This is a genomic window from Bacillus sp. CPT56D-587-MTF, from assembly GCF_058792335.1.
This window is the reverse complement of sequence record NZ_JBYTEF010000006.1, coordinates 25,374-41,974: the sequence shown is the minus strand read 5'-3', so window position 1 is coordinate 41,974 and position 16,601 is coordinate 25,374. Positions and strand designations below refer to the sequence as shown.

Here is a 16,601-nt window from a genome sequence, read left to right as displayed (position 1 = left end):
GAATAATAAGTTATCAATAACTTATTATTCATATCAAAGTGCATTGAAACAAGTTTGGGATGAACGATAAATTAAAGAAAAATTATTGATAATTTATTGATAATTGTTCTTTACCTTTTTGAATAAGGATAGTATAATATAATCAAACAACAAATTATCGATAATTTTTCGATAATTTATCGAAATTAAAAATGATTAATTGGAGGTCATATAATGGTTAATGTTTTAAGAACAGAAGTAATTGAATCATTGTATACTTTAGATTTAGGAAATGGTTTCTCTAAACGAAAATTCAATGACAAGGGGCTTGTAGAGGTGGACTCCTCTGTCATCGCTCAAAAACCAACAGGATATAATTCATCTAATCTCGATACGTATAGTTTAAATAAAACGGATTTATTTTATTTAGGACGCGATGTAATTAAAACGAAATTAAAACCGCAACGCGCCCAAACAATCGATAAAGCGGATCGCTATTTCTCTGAACGTTACGAATTAATGCTGTATGCATTTATTGCAAAAGATTTCCCAACAGCAAAAGAAATTAAGATTCCTATTCTTGGTTTAATGCTTCCTAATGAACACTATGCACAATGCGAAGAAAAGCTAAAGCAAAAATACACAGGTTCGAAAGTAATTACAGTATCTGGTGTCGATGTTACTATCAACATTACTGATGTACTTGTATTGCCTCAGCCGCTAGGCTCTTATATGTATGCGCTAAGTGAGAAGAAAATAAAAAAAGAAGAAGAAGTACTTGTTTGTGATGGTGGAGCTGGAACATTTGACCCTGCTGTTGTAACAAATAATTTTGTAACAGACGATAACTACAGCAATGAAGGTGTAGATAATGCCTATATTAAAATCCGTAAACGTCTAATTGAGTTATATGGAGAATTACCCTACTTTAAAACATTATCTAATATACCGTTAATTCTTCAACATGGCGTATTAAAAGATGGAGATCTTCATCCAATAGCCGAAGATAAAGTAATTGTTAAGATTTTAGATCAACACTTAGAAAGTATTTTTGAATATTTATTAGAAAACCAATACAATATTACCTCGTATGGGAAAGTTCTCTGGACTGGTGGACTCGCTTCGCTTCATAAAGACCGTTTAGCTTCTAAACCAAATCAAAATTTCGTTATTTTAGGTGAAGAAGGTCAAGAAGCAAATGTTTTAGGGCTATGGAAAATGATTAGTGCTGCTTATCGCTCAAAAGGTGGTGCACCCTTAGATGATGGAACCAAAGAAACTTCAAATGTCAATTAATCCAATTAAAGCCCCAGAGGCTTACCAACTAGTAAAACGTTGGGAAAAAGAAGGTTCTGGGGAAAAGGGATATGAAAATAAAAAGATACAAGAAGTATTAACTGCCTGGTCAAATCTTATGGAATTACATGGGATAACTGATACCATGAAATTAGCAATGTTACTTGCTAGAGGAGTACCAACACCTATTTCCACAACAGAACACACCAATGTCCAGACTGAAGAAAACACCATATCTCAAACAGAAATTATAAAAGAAGAGACTGATCCGCACGATCAAGATTATTTAGCAATCTTGGCGAGTGCACAAGCAAAAGTTAAAAAATAACAAAATAGAACTTAGGATTCATTAGATAACACAGATTATGGTTCTTGTGCATAGTACAGTGTAAAAAGAGTTGCTCTTAATATAAGGGCAACTCTTTTTTAAATTTAACTTTTAAAAAAACCTAATAATTTTTGAAATCCATTTTTTTTAGTTTCTTCTATTTTTTCAACTTCTACTTCCAAGGCTGTTCTATCCCTTTTTTCCGTTATTTCATTTATATTTTTTAAAATGAATTCTGCCTGTTCCGTCAGTTTTTGATTCAGCATTTTTTCGAAATCTTTATTCTGTTTCTCTATTTTTTCTTCAAATTCTTTTTGTTGAATTTCTAATGCCTCATTTACAATTCTTTCTACAGCGTCCTCACTTAACGGACGTATTAAAGGACGGTCTTTTTCACGGACAACACCTGTCCGTATTTGCCCTTCAACACTTGATATAACAGCATGGACAGCGTCTTTCATACTCATATTATTTTTCAAACATTTCTGGAGTAATTTTAGATTTTCAATATCTTTTTCTAGGAATGCTCGACGTCCGTTAGCATCTTTAATAAACTGATAACTTTCTTTTTCTAATGCATTTGTCCAATTACGCAATGTAGAGGTATTTGTTTTAAGGCGCTCCGCAACCTCCGCAGCCCAATAGGCTTTTTCTTGTGTAGTATTATCCATATTCATGGTATCGTCCATGGACACGTCCACCTCCTGTTCTGTTATTATTCTACATCAAAAAAGACATGCCTTTGAACTTTATTTTAATCACCTCTTATTGAATAACAAAAATAGTTAACGATACAGGCAAATAAAATAAGATCGATATCCTAGCATATATACAACATTAAAAAACATTGCGATTTTATCGCAATGCTCTCTTAAATCGACTATCAATCTAATAAAATTACAATCTTTTCACGAAAGCAGCTATGCAACACTTGTCACTATACATGTTTTTATCAACAAGTGTTGCAATGTATATGTATGCTATATTCCAAGAAATATTTACAGTTTTTTTGCTGTCTATGAATTTACTTTATTATATGTTCGCCCTGACGAACATATGATATATATTTTCAAATTGGCAAGTATAAAAAATATAACTTTGTCCATCCTAATGATAGTTACATATAAAAAGAGGTGAAAAATATATGTCCAGACAAAAAAAGCGTACAAAATTTGGACAATGGTTAGATAATAAGAAAATTGAACAAAAAGAATTCCAAAAAATAGCTAAAATTGGACGTACTACATGTCATCATCTTTGCAATGATGAAAAACACATCCCATCTGTGCCAATCCTTCGAGCTGTAATAAAAGCTATTAAGAAAATTGATCCTCAAGCTAAGTACAATGATTTTTTTGATATTTAGTATTTTGAGAGAATATAAAAAGCACAAGAACTATTCTTGTGCTTTACTAATCTTGTATAGTTTCCGTACTATGCAAACTGCCTACAAAAATATCATCCATATTGCTTTTGTAAATCCGTCCAGGATCGACCATACATACGTGAATGCCTTTTGGTAAGAAAACTATTATTATATTGTTGTTTTATTGGAGGTGCCATTTTACAAATAAATGCTGGTTGCATTTCTCCACCAGCTCTTACGCTTATAATCGCATGATGTGCAGGGATTTTATATGCTTGCTCTAATGAAATTGTTTCTTCAAATCTATGTTTAGACAATTCAAAAGTCCTGGTATGATCATTCATAAAAAGGAATTGCTGAACTCCACCACCTTGTAAATTCTCCTGCAATGATGGTTGTAATTTATTCCAATGATGGAATGCATATATGCTCCCTAAGCGCTCCTTACGTCCTTCTGTACCAATGCGCCCCATTAATTTCGTTAAACCTTCACTTTCATACTGTTCTGGTTCATTAAATACAATAAATGTACCATTTTTCTGTTCTTCTTTGCTCATTAGAAGCCTTGTCATGAAAGTCTTAAGTGTAATCCAATGAACCAACGTTTTCACTGCATGTTCTCCCAATCCTCTAGCGTTTGGGACCCGTAAGATTATTACTTTTCCTTCCTGCATCCATTTAGCGAAATCCAGGTCTTTTAGTGGATCTTGTGCGAAGATATCATACAGTCGTTCATTCCCAAAAAATCGGTTCAATCTGGTTAAAATCGGATCACATTTACTTCCTAATTGCTCATTATCTCCCCATTGAATCAGTTCATTAGCAAGACGTAAGTTCCCCTCATTCACTAATTCTTGAATACGACTTACTCGAAAATCCTCATCCTCTATAATACGTTTGATATTAAACAGGCTTCCTTTGCTCGCCTTTGCCGCATCTGTTAAATACTTTTCGCTTCGACTCAATCCCTCAATTTGTAGAAAATCAATCATTTCATCAGCAAACCTGGAAGAACCATTGCGTCCTAGTTTTGTAATAACTTCTGTTAAATCTAAAGGCGGTATATAATCCTCATCATTTAAATCAAGATCAATGATTCGTTCTGGTGGCAATGCATCGCGTATCCCATCGGCCATGCCGCGTTCTCCTTCTTCTACAATGGCATCTGGTATAACAAAGCCGATTCCGTGTTTTAAATTGCTTTCAACAACGAAGTTTTTAATGGCACTATCTTTCCCAGCACCTTGCCCACCTATAAATACGTACCCCCTGTAAAAGTTATCAGGATTACTAACAGGCATATATACTGGTATTTTTTCATCTTTTAACTCTGCATGCCCTAAGAATATCCCCGTATCATCACGCATAATAGCCGGGATTTCAATTTCGACTTTCTTTTTCACACTCAATGCATCAGCATATTTTCTTTGCAGCTCCTTCACTGGCATTTGCAAAGCCAATTTGCTCATTTCATCAGTACTGATTAAATTTACATTTGGATCAAACCTGGTCTTTTTCGATAACTTTAGTGTATTTAATTCATTTAATATTTCTGTCCGACGCTGTCCGATTTTGATTTTCATACCATGCAATTCATTTGTTTCTGTCAAATCTGCCGTAGAAAGCGCTAATGTTTCGCTCATCGTTTCCCTGGTTAATCGATCATGAGAATGAGCTGTTACACGTATACGACTTTTAAAAACAGGCTGATTTCCTTTTTCATAGTTCACACGATTTGTTCCAACTTCATCGACCGTAGTATGAACCTTTTTTATTACTCCTTCTTTACTGAATTTCTTATCAGATTTGAAAAATGCATTCGAAAATGCCTGGAATGTATCTGTCAATAAATCATTAATTTCGTTCACAACTCCAGCAATACCAATTTTAGCTCCTATTATCAGTCGTCTACCACTCATATTGGCTCGTTGTGGTGGTTTTCCCTTCTTTATTTTTTCAAAGGCCCAGGATGCGTTTTTAATCCACTTCTGACGGTTCTCAGCTTCATTACATACACTTAATCGGCACATATCACCGTCATTGTTCAATTCATCAATCACACTCATAATATTAGCAATCGGAGTTTTGGTATCATTGCTGTTTGTATTTAAGGAAAAGACATCATGTTTCAAGTAACGCATTTCTTGCACAATCGTATTTTCATGTGGTATCTGTATATCATCTATTGAAGCCTCCTTAATTGTGACACTCATCTTATTTTCAAGTTTGCGCTTTAATTTTTGCGATTGGTACTCGCTTGTTCCTACATAAAACTCTATTTTCTTTTTGCCTTTTCTCTGTTTAAAAACGACATCAAACCAAAAATAATCTTTCTCCCTGTAGTGAAATTTCAAACCGTTACGCACCAGTCTGCTGCCGCTACTTTCATACATCTCATACATTTTATAGATTGCTCGCCATAAACGTTTTGTATTGTTCGATACATCCGCATGAGGAATAATGCGGTATACAATCATTTCATTGCGTTCAACAGTTAAAAACTCTTTTAAACTGTACGTCTGTGTACGTTTGAACCAGTTTTTTTTCACTTTCTTTGGTTTTTCATATGGAACAGGTAAGTAAATAGGCTCTTGTACAACAGGTAAATTGGTGTTTTCTATATCAACAATCACAAAGTTATCACCATGAATCATGTTATACACCTCCCAAGATACAAACTGCTATAATAAGTGCACCAGCAAAATATGCAAGAGGTTTCATCATGCCACCTTTTCGAACCATTGCACCAATTATGATACAAGCCGCCGTGAGTAGTGCACCGTAACCCATAATGTCTGGCAAATTCATTACAATCCAATCCCAAAGTAACAAACCGCTTTCCTTGAAAAAATGGCCGATCGGTTTCAGAATGAACTCGATCTCTGTTTCTACGATACTATCGCTAAAATCATTTATAATATCCATGAACGAACCTTCTTTTGGTTTTTCGCCAATATAACCCGAATTTGCCGCAACCATTTTTCTGCCTTCTAATACAAATTTCATTAAAACCATCCTCCTATTGGTCCATACATTCGCATATAAAATCCAATTAATTTAACCAAAACAATCCCAGCAATCATTTTTAAAGATGTAATGGCCATTTGTTTTAACATGTTCAATCGCCTCTTTATATGGATTTTAAGAAGTCACGGATATCTATCGCATGTCTCGCTAAAATATACCCACACGATGCACCTATTAATATCTCTATCGCTTTTGTTCGATGCCCTAATCCCCAAGATGCGCCTGCAAATACGATAACGAGTACCAGACCCGCATCAAATCCCCTCATGACTGCTTCGTGAATATTTCCGAATGACCCATTCAATCCTGCTGCCAAAATGCTCTTTGGTAAGATGAGAATTAATGCTGGTGCAATTGCGCTGATTACTTTTCCGATAACTTCAACATCAGATTTTTTCTTTTTGTTTTTATATGAACCATCCATAAAATCTCGAAAAGGGATTGTTTGTGTTTTCGTCATGCTGTAACACCTCTCGTATATTTTTTTATGAACTACACATACTACAAATAAATACTTAAAGTAGGAGGTCTAACAATATGCATGTTGCTATTGCTGCTGTTGTAGGCGCGATCATTGGATCACTTGTTAATATTTTTGTTGGGTAAATAAACAGGCAGTGAGCTTTGTGAAAGCTGCTGCTTTTTTGTTTGTTGTTTTATTTGTTCAATTCGCTCTGCAGCACTTAATTTTTTTTCTTTTTTTACTGGCAGTTTTTCTTGTTTTGTCGGTGAATCTACTTTCTCTATGTTATCCTCATGAAGTGATTTTTTCTTTTCCTGCGGTATATCTTCCCAAATTAGCTTTTTTACATAGCCTGAAAAATTCCGACGTTTTACATGCTGTAACATAATACGATCTTTCAGATTCTTTTTATTAAATGCAACAGGTTTACTAAACTTTGATTTCTCCAATGTTTTCACCCTCTCCGATGTAACCGATAATATCGGTATTACTAAAACGTATTCCTTGCTGTTTGTACGTTATTCACCTTTTTATGCAAAATAATTTTTTGTTTCTCATCCCTAACTGATATAAACGGCACTATCACTTAAACCATAAAAAAACTGCCTTTGCAGACAGTTTTTTAGTCATTAGCTAGTAGCGCGCTTTACGCTATTAGCTATATGCAATGGATATTACACTTGTGCAAGTACGAGAGAAAAAAAGAATTCATTTAATCAATCTGGAAATATAAGAATTTTTAATTTTTATCACTATACAAAATGGTATAATCATACTGTTCATTGTAAAGCAATAGGGTATATTGCTAAGGTGCTTAAACATGTTAGAGAGGGGAAAAACAGCTATGTCACTTTTACAGCAACACTTTGAAGAAAGACGTGAATTTATTTTTAACCGCTTAAAACAACCACAATATGTGGATCAGAGCATTGAAAAAATTCGACAGGCTCAAAAAGAAATCAAAATTACAATCCGCGCAATTAAGGATATGTTTCTTCTGGATAGAACAACAGATCCTTGTTTACCGGATATAGCTAAAGTTTCTCTTCAACACATTATCAACTCCGATTCATTTGAGAATATAAAAAACCTCGTTCCTTCATCTGTTAAAAAATTAGATGATGAAAAGCGAGCAAACATATTAGATGAGACACTCAGTATTGTAAATAAAGTTACGAATTTAGAACGTACTGTCTTTGTTATGATGTTTAATTCAAAAGAACAACTCCTTATGGATTTTTATAAAAAAAAGCGTAGATCACAGACAGAACTTCATTTTGATGTTGCGGATAAAGAAGGATTTGACCAGGGGTTTTATCAAACACGTATTGAGGAATTGCGGAATGATATTCGTGTGGTAGCATTTAAAAAATTCTGTTCTAATGAACCAGCGCCAGACGATTTAGAATCCTTTAAAGAACGCTACGAAACGGCCATATTGCCCAAAGTACAAGAGATTGTTTCTCTCATTGAACCAAGTCTCATAAGGTTAGATGTATTTTTGAACCCAGTGATTGGATACGGTACGAATCAAATTACATTAGATGAAATGGTAAAACAATTAAGTAAAAACCTTTCTTTACTTCATAAATTATCAAAAACCGAGTATTGTCCAACCGTTGAAATGACGGTAAAAGAATATGCTTTTTTAGAAGCCATGAACAATTCTAAAAAAATAAGGGAGTTGCAACCATCTAAATGATCAATATTCAAGAGGAGCTGTATCAACAAGTCATCGAATCCAAAAAAGAAGTTACAATTATTTTATTGAATGGATTTAGAGTACCAGGGCAAATCATAGCAGTGGATAAGTTTACAATTTTGATTAAAAACAATGATAAACAACAATTGATATATAAACAGGCTATATCGACCGTAGTTGTATAAAAAATACATAGCTATTGCCGGGATTACATTATATGTTATGACAAAAAAAGAACCCTTCATAAGGGTTCTCAACAGGAAATAGCAGATATATACTAATAAAAAGAATCAACTATATTATAATTTCAAAATACAAAAAATCATATTGAGAAAGTAATGAACAAATGGAATTTTTTGTTTTATTCATTTAAAATAAAGTATGAGCTGTATGAGTTTTCTGTCATCGAAACCCTTGTACGAAAAAAAGATAGGATGATTCCTATCTTTTTTTCGTATTGTTGTTGAAATCTCATTCCAGATTGTTATAACATAAAAAAGGGAATTGAGTGGTCTAGACTCAATTCCCCTGGATTGCTCATTTGTCAACAGAATACCTGGTAAAGGAATCCTGCATTAAGTGTAGGGTTCTTTTACTGTGCTTGCAACATGAAATATAGTACTGTATACGCCATTTTTCTTGCTGAACATCCTCTTTTGAGTGCTAATTGTCGCAGTAACTTGTGCTGAAATTGCGATAATTCGATTTCTATAAAATGTTGAAATGCATGATATTCACGAACTGGTATGTCCTCCATATAAATGTACTCTATCCCTTCCATAACAAGTTCCGAGGCAATTTGATCTAAATTCTCATTATAGAGTGCTAATCCTTCTAATTTTTCATATAAATATGGTTCCAATGAAATGAGTAATTTTTTACTGTTTTTCCGAAGGATTTTTCTTTGTTTTTTCCAATAGGTTTGCTCCTGTAATGCTACATGTAACATTTTTAATTTCCCCTCGTAGAATAGATTTAATATTCAGTTTTTCGATTCTCCATTTTCCCTAAAATAAGGATCAATTTCTAATCAATTCTTATTTCTTACACTATTGACTGCTGCTAAACATGCAGCTACTCCAAGACGTTCTTCACTATATATTTGTTTGTTTACCGTCAAATACCAGCAGCCATTCTCAATTACTGTAAAAAGATCTTTGTAACGTCTACCTAATGTTTCTAAAATCAATGTAGACTCTTCAACGGGATTAAAATATGCAATTGGCATCCGGATAAATGGTGTATTCCCTTTTCCCCAATAGGCTCCACATTTCTCTAAACCTAGAAATTCCTTTGCAAGCACATGATCTAGTTTTTCAGTTGCAATCGATAAATCTTGATACGGAACCCACCAACCAGAGGAACTCATGGCAACAAATTCTTTTGTAATGCCGTTATAAAGAATTTGGCAAATGCCAATTCCTTCAAAATCATCTTGCACTACAACAAAATCAGATTGTTTCAATGAGTTTCCATGTTTATCAGTCGTTCCAATTTCAAGCTCTTCACCCTTTGACAGTTTTACAGACTTTATCATCATACAACCCTCCTATTTTTACTTTCTAACACCGCATATCGAAGTAATTTCAACTTTGTTTCTTTGCGAAGCGCTTTCCATTCAGATACACTAATCTTCATCTCCCATTTCCCCTCGTAGAATATCTTTCACACATTGCACCAACTGATCTCGTTCCATTTTTGTATAACCCTTTATTTTATTGTGCCTACAAACAGACTTAAGATTTTTTATCGTCCACTTTTCTACTGGTGGAATGTTAATGATGACAGGTTTTTCGCTCATTCCTCATTCTCCTTTCTTTAAAATAAGGATTTTGTTTAGTTTTCGGAATGTATTTCTGCACAATATACTGTAATCTCTTCCCCTTCGAAATCAGGGTCATCAGCAGGTTTCCACTCTTCTTCTCCGACAATTATTTCTGTTACATGCGCTTTAACAACAATTTTTTCGTTCCATTTATTTTCCAAGAGATACTTTTCAGCCTGTTCAACAAATTCTTTTTTACTTTTAAAATTTCTAACATCACTCAAAATGGTTTGTCCGTCATAATCCTCGAAAAAACCTTGAATTGGATTTCTTTTAGCTATTAAATTCTTTTGTACTTCAATGACCTTATCCCTTACATGTTCTGGAATGTCTTCAACTAAAATATTCACATGGCATCGTTCATGATGTTTCTTCATGATCTTATAAGCTCTTTCTTTATTCTTCTTCAATAAGTATTTCGCTTTAAGTAGCGCACCATATGCACTTAATGGAGAATGAGCGATAATTCCACCTGTAGTCATTTCACTTACTATAAACATTCTTCGCTTATCACAGTACCTAGAAAAAATATGAAATCCTTTAATCTCTCCGCAATATTCATGTTCTGTTACAAATACACCGTCAATTATTCCGAACACAGAGTATTTCAAAAGGATTCCCAATTCATATTTCTCTCCTACATTTAATGGGCCATTAACTACATTAAAGTAACGATCTTCCTCATTAAACATATTTGCTACCATTCCTGCGAATCTCATTCTCTCCATCTCCCTTTCTATTCGGCCTCACGATACCATTTCGGGAAAATTGTACGTTTAGACACAATTTGGACACATTTTTACCGATTCCGTATTTACATAGGGAATCGGTAATGGGTGTTAGTATCTATTTCTTGCATATTTTGTTCGCAAAGGTCTTAAATGATGAATCGATGTCTTTTGCTGTACATTCCAGATATAATCGCCCGTTAATGCAATATGTTCCCAACCTAATGGAGAAATGTGTTGCACATATTCTTCTGGAATTTCCATTCCTTGCGATCGTAATAATTCAATCGCTTTTTCAATATACACTGTATTCCAAATAACAATTACAGAAATTAATAACTGAAGACCATTCACTCGATGCAATTGGTCTTCATAAGAACGATCACGTATTTCTCCTAAGACTCTCTCTCTTCTCACTCTATATATATTGTTAAAAGTTCCGCAAGGAACAGGTAGTATTTTCCTCCGCTTTGCTTCAGAAAATCTCCACCTTCAATAAAATAAAATGATAAAAATATGGTTATATTTTTATCATTTTATTTTATTGTCCTTGCCAAACTTTTTTCGGCAGGGATTTATCTTTCGCCAAGCCGATCAGACCAAAAACGAGGAACTAGGTTATACGACTTGGATTTACAAGTATACCTGCCGAACCACCTTGTACAATCGTCTATCATTTTATGTTTACACGATTGTAAGTGACGTCAAATTCCTGGGGGCTAGCCCCCAAACCCCCAGCCAGCTCTCTCACCCAAAAACAAGGAAAATCGTTTTGAAAGGAACTAAGCACCTCTTGCTCGAATAAAAATAGACAAAAATTAAATTGTAAGCAGGGGGTGCTCAATTGGAAAAAGCATACTGGAATCATGAAGTCGCAGAACGTTTACAAATGGGAAAAAGTACATTACGTCGTTGGTGTTTAGAGCTTGAAAAACAAGGATATATATTTTCAAAAGGGGAACAAGAAAGTAGAGCTTTTACAAAGCAGGACGTGCTCATATTAGAAAAAATAAAAGAATTACAAAGCGAAGGGAAAAAGCTAGAACATGCAATTAAACAGGTACTGAGCGAGCAAGAGCAGGTCTTGCTTACTTCACAGAGCACCCCTTACTCAGTAGATATAGATTGGCAAGTAGAAAGAGCACAATTAAAACAAGAGTTATTAGCTGAAATTAAGAAGGAGTTGCTTAGTAGTGAGCAACGTATTTTTCATAGATTAGAAGACCGAGATCAATTACTTATGCAATATGTTCGAGAAATGCAGGAAACAAAAAAGGTAATGGCAGTTACTTCACAAAAAAAGTGGTGGCAATTTTGGAAGGCATAATGTCGGAAAAAGAAGAATAAATATATAGCATACATACAGTAAGGGAATGCAGTATAGATCAGTATACAAGCATTCCCTTGCTATGAAATATGTCAAATCGTTTGAAAAAATGAAAGAATAAAAAATGGATAGATGTATACATGATTTTATGCAAAAGAGAGAAGAATTTGACGAGGCATAGGGAAGCGAAATACCGCATGGTATAAGGAATGTATAAAAACGTGTATAAAGAAAAAGAACGAGAAATAAGAAAATCCCTTACAGGAGTAAGGGGAAGTCATGGGATTTGCTACCGATAATAAGATGTTATGTCGACTATAGATGTATAAGGCATACAAAAAAAAGGCCCTAGGTTTTGGGCCTTTTTTGTATATATTGATTAAATTTTAATTATGATAGGATAAGAAATATAGATTTATAAAATAAATTGAGAAAGGGAGAGTAAAAGTGTTTTCAAAAAAAAACTATTGTAAATGTTGTAAAAAAGAGATTAAAGTATATGAAAAAGTTTGGATACATATGCCTTTTCCTTCTAAAGGACTAGTTAATCCTCAAAAATTAATAGAATGGGAAGGAAATTTATTTTGTGAAAAATGTGTGAAAGATACGAAATAGTTTAATTTAGGTGGTCAGACCGATTTTGGTATGTTAAGATATTTTTTGTCTTTAAAATTTATAAATATATTTTATGGGGGATTTTTATGAAAAAGTTTTTACCAGTTGCATTTTCTTTAGGGGCGGTTGCTCTTCTTGGATCAATGTTTGAAGTTGGAGATATTATGTATATCTTACAAGAAAATGGTTACGACATTCCTTCATGGGCAGCTGAATCTTTAGCTACTATGACGTCTGTTTATGGTGCACAGCATTATCTGATTGGACTTTTAGGTGTAACGGTTCCTGCTTGGTTAGCAGGTGCAGTTGTTGCTGCTGGTGCTGCTGGTCTATAAGAGAGAGTAACAAGAAGGGAGCTTCTATAATTTTTTATAGAAGCTCTTTTTAAAATTATACGGTTAAAGGAGATTTTATGGTACGTTATTACAATGTTTTTTACTACTATATTTTAATTTTCCGAGGAATTCACATCCCTCATGATATGATAAATACTATTAAAGAACATAAGATGAAAAATATCTTTATTTTATTACAGATTTGTATTTTTAGTGGCATAATTGCTTTAGCTAGCGCTTTATTAAATAATAATATAATGAATAATTTAGGAAGTGTAAATCCTGAAAAAGTTCAAAAATTATTTTATGGGGTAACGTTTATTAGTGGATTTACAGCTCCATTGGCAATTATTTTTGTTTTCTTTATCTTTTTCGTACTTACAGCTAAACTGCAAGTCATTATGAGTGAACATCTACGTAAAGAGATTTTTTCTATTGCTACTATTGCATATTTACCAATACTGTTGGGATCTTTAATTAATTTTATATTGAGTTTAACTTTTGGATTCACTGAATTTGGGTATATTACTGCTTATGGTATTTTTGAACCTGAAAATAAAATTTTAGTTTATTTAACACAAGAATTAAATCCTTTTAAAATTATTGCTATTACAATGGCTTGTTATTTGTATGTGAGTACATATAACAAAAGCAAAAAAATATTCTGGGTTTTATTTATTACATGGTATCTAATTAATTTATTACTTGTTACTTTATTGGGGTGATGAAACTGAATCATTTCTATTTAAAAGCTGTTTCAAATGTTTTACTTATTTATTTTTCTGCGTTGGTTTTAGGTTTTTTAGTAATGTATTTTTCAGGTATAGAATTTGTAAAAGATATAAATCAAATTCATCATAATTATATTTCCTTTGAAACATTTAGGGATATATTCTTTAATAATTTTAAGGTTTATATTCTTTTGTTGATAGGGATTTTTCTACTTAAAATTCCTACGATTATTAATTTAATTATTAATGGAGGGGTATTTGGATTCTATCTAGGTGGACTACATCAAGATTTTGAACACGTGTTATTCCCTCTGCTTATTCATGGTATACCAGAAATATTAGGATTTTTTATTGCTGCTTATATAGCATTTTTAGGAAAAGAAAAATTTTGCATGCGAAAAAAGTTTAATATATGTTTATTATTATTTGGTGCATTTTTAATTTTTATAGCAGCGGTTATAGAAACTTTAATAAGTCCATTATTTATATAAGTGAGGTGTAATTGTGAGAGCATTGAGAATTATATCCACATGTTTATTAATCTTTACATTACTTCTAAAGGTCAATGTAATATCAAATAATGTAAATTTAGGTACAATACAATATTTACTAAATGGTTCATTACTATTATTTTCATTCAGTGTTATTGTTCCTATTATTTCTTTGCTTAAATTTAAAAAAATGAATGCACAAAAAGATGTGGAATACCTGAAAAACATTCTTTTAGAAATTGATAAAGAGCCTGTAATAGACATATTTCTTACTAAAAGTAGTTTGGTTAAAGGCGCAGTTGTATTATACATAAAATCTAAACCCACTATCATTATCCATCATTCTTTAATAGATACGTTAAATAAAGAACAATTAAAATTTGTTATTGCACATGAATATTGTCATGTTTTAAATAATCATTTAATAAAGAACGTGTTATCTTTAGTTTTAGTTTTAGCAGGAGTACCACTATTACTTTTGATTGTATCTCCACTGTTATTTAAAATAAATGTATTCTGGATTACTTTAAGTATTATTCTTGTTATATATATTGGATTAATCATTCTTCATTTCATGTTTTCTCAAAGAAGAGAATATATAGCTGATCAATATGCTACAAATATAGTAGGGAATGAAATATCTTTAAGTACTTTGAAATGTCTAAAAGATAATTATTTAGTTTCTGAGAAATCATATAATATGTTTGAAACCCATCCTAGTTTAAAGAGTAGGATAGAGAAAGTAAGCAAAAAAAATAAGAAAAAATCAATTATATAATTGATTTTTTCTTCAGAGTGTTGGGAAACCCTTTAGGGTTCCCAACACTCTGGAATCTTTTTTGATTTTAGCGAATAAAAACAACATAAAATAATAGAATTTTAAAAAATAGCCCTCCACCTGACCCTTTTTGGTCAGGTGGAGGGCTATTTTTTTCATGTTTTGACAAGCTGCGGTGAGATAAGCTTGCATTTGGACAGACTTCAGCCCTCGAAACCGGGCATAGCGGTAGCCATGTAGTTCTTTGGCGTCTGCAAAGCTTCGCTCTATAGTGGAACAGCGTACTTTATACAACCTTTTCCCTGTAGCTGTTAGCTTGTTTTTTCTAGCAATATCCTTATATTTCTCCCACACATGATGAGTGATAACTTTTTGTTTTTGTTTCTTTGAAAAGCACACCTCACGTAACGGACAAACAGCGCAGTCTTCTGGATTCGATTTGTATTGACGGTATCCTTCACGATCAGTTGTTACATATTCTAGAATACATCCCATCGGACAAGCGAAAACATTCATTTCTTCTACATATTTAAATTGGCTTTTCGGTACTTCTTTATTCCGTTTTCCAAATCGGCGATACCCCATCACCATAAATATATTCCGTTCTGATAGTTTCTTACAGATATATCCTGTAAAATAGCCAGCATCAAGGGCAACAGCTTCTACTTTGAAGTCGAATTTATCAATCTGAGCTTGGAGGCGTGCTAAATACGGCTCGGAATCTGCCATATTTCCAGCCGTTACATAGGTATCTGTAATAATATTGTACTTCGCATCAGTCGTACGATGATCCAAGAAATGAAAACCATTTGGTTTTCCATCTCTCATTAAAAATCCACTATCTGGATCCGTTGTACTTATACGAGTTTTTTTGGTAGGGGTATCACTTTCCTTTCTAGGTTTTAATTCTTTTTTCCATGTACCTCACGATCTTCGATTACCGCAGCTTCTAGCTCGTCTATATAAAACTTTGCTTTTTCTTTTTTATATTTATGTACAAATTTATTTTTATTGGCATTGGCCTTAATATGTGTAGAATCTGTCATCAGTGCACGTCCTCCTACCATCCGGTGCTCCGTCGCTTGTCTCACAATCTCATCAAAAATTTCTTCGAAAATATTTGTATGAATAAAACGAGTACGACGATTCCAACTGATTGTAGAGTGATCCGGAATAGTATCCGATAGAGAAAACCCTAAAAACCAACGGTAGGCAATATTCGTTTTAATTTCCTTTTCCAATTGACGCTCAGAACGAATACCGTAAAAATATCCAATAAACATCATCTTAAATAAAACAATAGGATGAATGGACGGGCGTCCATTGTTTTCACAGTAATAAGGGCGTAACTTCTCTTCAATAAAATCAAAACTAATTGTCGCTTCAATTGCACGAAGGAAATGATCTTGTGGAACCAACTCTTCTACAGAAACAGATACACGCTCATCACGATGATTTTTTAAAGCACCCATCATAAAAAATCTCTCCTTTTCCTCTTTTTTATCAGTGTTGACACATAAAAAGAGGTTCAGACACAAAAACAGGCTGTGGAGAAGACTTTCTCCACAGCCTGAAGAAAAAATCAATTATATAATTGATTTTTTCTTATT

At 33.2% G+C, this 16,601-nt stretch carries 20 protein-coding genes and 2 pseudogenes; 11 read left to right on the top strand and 11 right to left on the bottom strand.

What is annotated here, in order from left to right; translation table 11 throughout:
- The first annotated feature begins 213 nt into the window (after window positions 1-213).
- Together AC3WVZ_RS33270 and AC3WVZ_RS33265 are read left to right on the top strand one after the other, a co-directional pair.
- Window positions 214-1,275, top strand: a complete 1,062-nt coding sequence (locus tag AC3WVZ_RS33270; protein ID WP_098126935.1) for a ParM/StbA family protein — start codon at window positions 214-216, stop codon at window positions 1,273-1,275.
- Window positions 1,241-1,603, top strand: a complete 363-nt coding sequence (locus tag AC3WVZ_RS33265) for a hypothetical protein (RefSeq protein ID WP_233937103.1) — start codon at window positions 1,241-1,243, stop codon at window positions 1,601-1,603. Before AC3WVZ_RS33270 ends, AC3WVZ_RS33265 begins: the two co-directional genes overlap by 35 nt.
- Window positions 1,604-1,707: 104 nt before the next feature.
- Here the strand turns inward: AC3WVZ_RS33265 and AC3WVZ_RS33260 are convergent, their stop codons facing one another.
- Window positions 1,708-2,292 (bottom strand): MerR family transcriptional regulator, encoded by a 585-nt coding sequence (locus tag AC3WVZ_RS33260; protein ID WP_233937102.1) that lies wholly within the window; start codon window positions 2,290-2,292, stop codon window positions 1,708-1,710.
- A 455-nt stretch (window positions 2,293-2,747) separates the two neighbouring features.
- Between AC3WVZ_RS33260 and AC3WVZ_RS33255 the strand changes: the two genes are divergently transcribed.
- Window positions 2,748-2,969 carry a transcriptional regulator gene (locus AC3WVZ_RS33255; protein WP_098126939.1) on the top strand — a complete coding sequence of 74 codons (222 nt, stop codon included), beginning with the start codon at window positions 2,748-2,750 and terminating at the stop codon, window positions 2,967-2,969.
- Between the two features lie 92 nt (window positions 2,970-3,061).
- Here AC3WVZ_RS33255 and AC3WVZ_RS33250 read toward each other — a convergent pair whose 3' ends face one another.
- From AC3WVZ_RS33250 to AC3WVZ_RS33235, 4 genes are all read right to left on the bottom strand, one after another.
- The gene (locus tag AC3WVZ_RS33250) at window positions 3,062-5,623 is read right to left on the bottom strand and encodes an ATP-binding protein (RefSeq protein WP_233937101.1); all 2,562 of its coding nucleotides are present in this window, start codon (window positions 5,621-5,623) and stop codon (window positions 3,062-3,064) included.
- Window position 5,624: 1 nt separating this feature from the next.
- Window positions 5,625-5,975, bottom strand: a complete 351-nt coding sequence (locus tag AC3WVZ_RS33245; protein WP_233937100.1) for a hypothetical protein — start codon at window positions 5,973-5,975, stop codon at window positions 5,625-5,627.
- A 124-nt stretch (window positions 5,976-6,099) separates the two neighbouring features.
- Window positions 6,100-6,456 (bottom strand): glycosyltransferase, encoded by a 357-nt coding sequence (locus tag AC3WVZ_RS33240; RefSeq protein WP_233937098.1) that lies wholly within the window; start codon window positions 6,454-6,456, stop codon window positions 6,100-6,102.
- Between the two features lie 119 nt (window positions 6,457-6,575).
- On the bottom strand, window positions 6,576-6,917 hold the full coding sequence (locus tag AC3WVZ_RS33235) for a hypothetical protein (protein WP_492310918.1): 342 nt from the start codon (window positions 6,915-6,917) through the stop codon (window positions 6,576-6,578).
- A gap of 386 nt (window positions 6,918-7,303) precedes the next feature.
- On the opposite strand from AC3WVZ_RS33235, the gene AC3WVZ_RS33230 reads away from it, so the two are divergent.
- Window positions 7,304-8,161: a hypothetical protein gene (locus AC3WVZ_RS33230; RefSeq protein WP_233937112.1), complete on the top strand. Its 858-nt coding sequence runs from the start codon at window positions 7,304-7,306 to the stop codon at window positions 8,159-8,161.
- On the top strand, window positions 8,158-8,346 hold the full coding sequence (gene hfq, locus AC3WVZ_RS33225) for an RNA chaperone Hfq (RefSeq protein ID WP_233937097.1): 189 nt from the start codon (window positions 8,158-8,160) through the stop codon (window positions 8,344-8,346). Before AC3WVZ_RS33230 ends, hfq begins: the two co-directional genes overlap by 4 nt.
- Before the next feature lie 407 nt (window positions 8,347-8,753).
- On the opposite strand, the gene AC3WVZ_RS33220 is transcribed toward hfq, so the two are convergent.
- The 5 genes and pseudogenes from AC3WVZ_RS33220 to AC3WVZ_RS33200 form a co-directional block, all read right to left on the bottom strand.
- A complete protein-coding gene (locus AC3WVZ_RS33220) occupies window positions 8,754-9,110 on the bottom strand; it encodes a hypothetical protein (RefSeq protein WP_087994875.1) in 357 nt (118 codons plus the stop codon).
- 81 nt (window positions 9,111-9,191) lie between these two features.
- Window positions 9,192-9,698: a hypothetical protein gene (locus AC3WVZ_RS33215; protein ID WP_425594329.1), complete on the bottom strand. Its 507-nt coding sequence runs from the start codon at window positions 9,696-9,698 to the stop codon at window positions 9,192-9,194.
- Between the two features lie 90 nt (window positions 9,699-9,788).
- A complete protein-coding gene (locus AC3WVZ_RS33210; RefSeq protein WP_233937096.1) occupies window positions 9,789-9,962 on the bottom strand; it encodes a hypothetical protein in 174 nt (57 codons plus the stop codon).
- 35 nt (window positions 9,963-9,997) lie between these two features.
- Complete coding sequence (locus tag AC3WVZ_RS33205) at window positions 9,998-10,705, bottom strand: hypothetical protein (protein WP_233937095.1); 708 nt, start codon at window positions 10,703-10,705, stop codon at window positions 9,998-10,000.
- A gap of 120 nt (window positions 10,706-10,825) precedes the next feature.
- Window positions 10,826-11,113, bottom strand: a pseudogene (locus tag AC3WVZ_RS33200) (Tn3 family transposase); the annotation flags it as partial.
- A gap of 445 nt (window positions 11,114-11,558) precedes the next feature.
- Between AC3WVZ_RS33200 and AC3WVZ_RS33195 the strand changes: the two are divergent.
- The 6 genes from AC3WVZ_RS33195 (at window position 11,559) to AC3WVZ_RS33170 (ending at window position 14,991) form a co-directional block, all read left to right on the top strand.
- Complete coding sequence (locus AC3WVZ_RS33195; RefSeq protein ID WP_233937094.1) at window positions 11,559-12,041, top strand: DUF3967 domain-containing protein; 483 nt, start codon at window positions 11,559-11,561, stop codon at window positions 12,039-12,041.
- A gap of 447 nt (window positions 12,042-12,488) precedes the next feature.
- Window positions 12,489-12,656, top strand: coding sequence for a hypothetical protein (locus tag AC3WVZ_RS33190; RefSeq protein WP_098806043.1), 168 nt, complete (start codon window positions 12,489-12,491; stop codon window positions 12,654-12,656).
- Between the two features lie 86 nt (window positions 12,657-12,742).
- Entirely contained in the window at window positions 12,743-12,991 is a 249-nt protein-coding gene (locus AC3WVZ_RS33185; protein WP_233937093.1) for a hypothetical protein, read from the top strand.
- A 77-nt stretch (window positions 12,992-13,068) separates the two neighbouring features.
- Complete coding sequence (locus AC3WVZ_RS33180; protein ID WP_233937092.1) at window positions 13,069-13,716, top strand: hypothetical protein; 648 nt, start codon at window positions 13,069-13,071, stop codon at window positions 13,714-13,716.
- Window positions 13,716-14,213: a stage II sporulation protein M gene (locus AC3WVZ_RS33175; protein WP_233937091.1), complete on the top strand. Its 498-nt coding sequence runs from the start codon at window positions 13,716-13,718 to the stop codon at window positions 14,211-14,213. The genes AC3WVZ_RS33180 and AC3WVZ_RS33175 overlap by 1 nt, the downstream gene beginning before the upstream one ends.
- A 13-nt stretch (window positions 14,214-14,226) precedes the next feature.
- Complete coding sequence (locus AC3WVZ_RS33170) at window positions 14,227-14,991, top strand: M48 family metalloprotease (protein ID WP_233937089.1); 765 nt, start codon at window positions 14,227-14,229, stop codon at window positions 14,989-14,991.
- Between the two features lie 105 nt (window positions 14,992-15,096).
- On the opposite strand, the pseudogene AC3WVZ_RS33165 reads toward AC3WVZ_RS33170, so the two are convergent.
- Window positions 15,097-16,466: pseudogene (locus AC3WVZ_RS33165) on the bottom strand (IS1182-like element ISBth7 family transposase); the annotation flags it as partial.
- Window positions 16,467-16,601 lie beyond the last annotated feature (135 nt).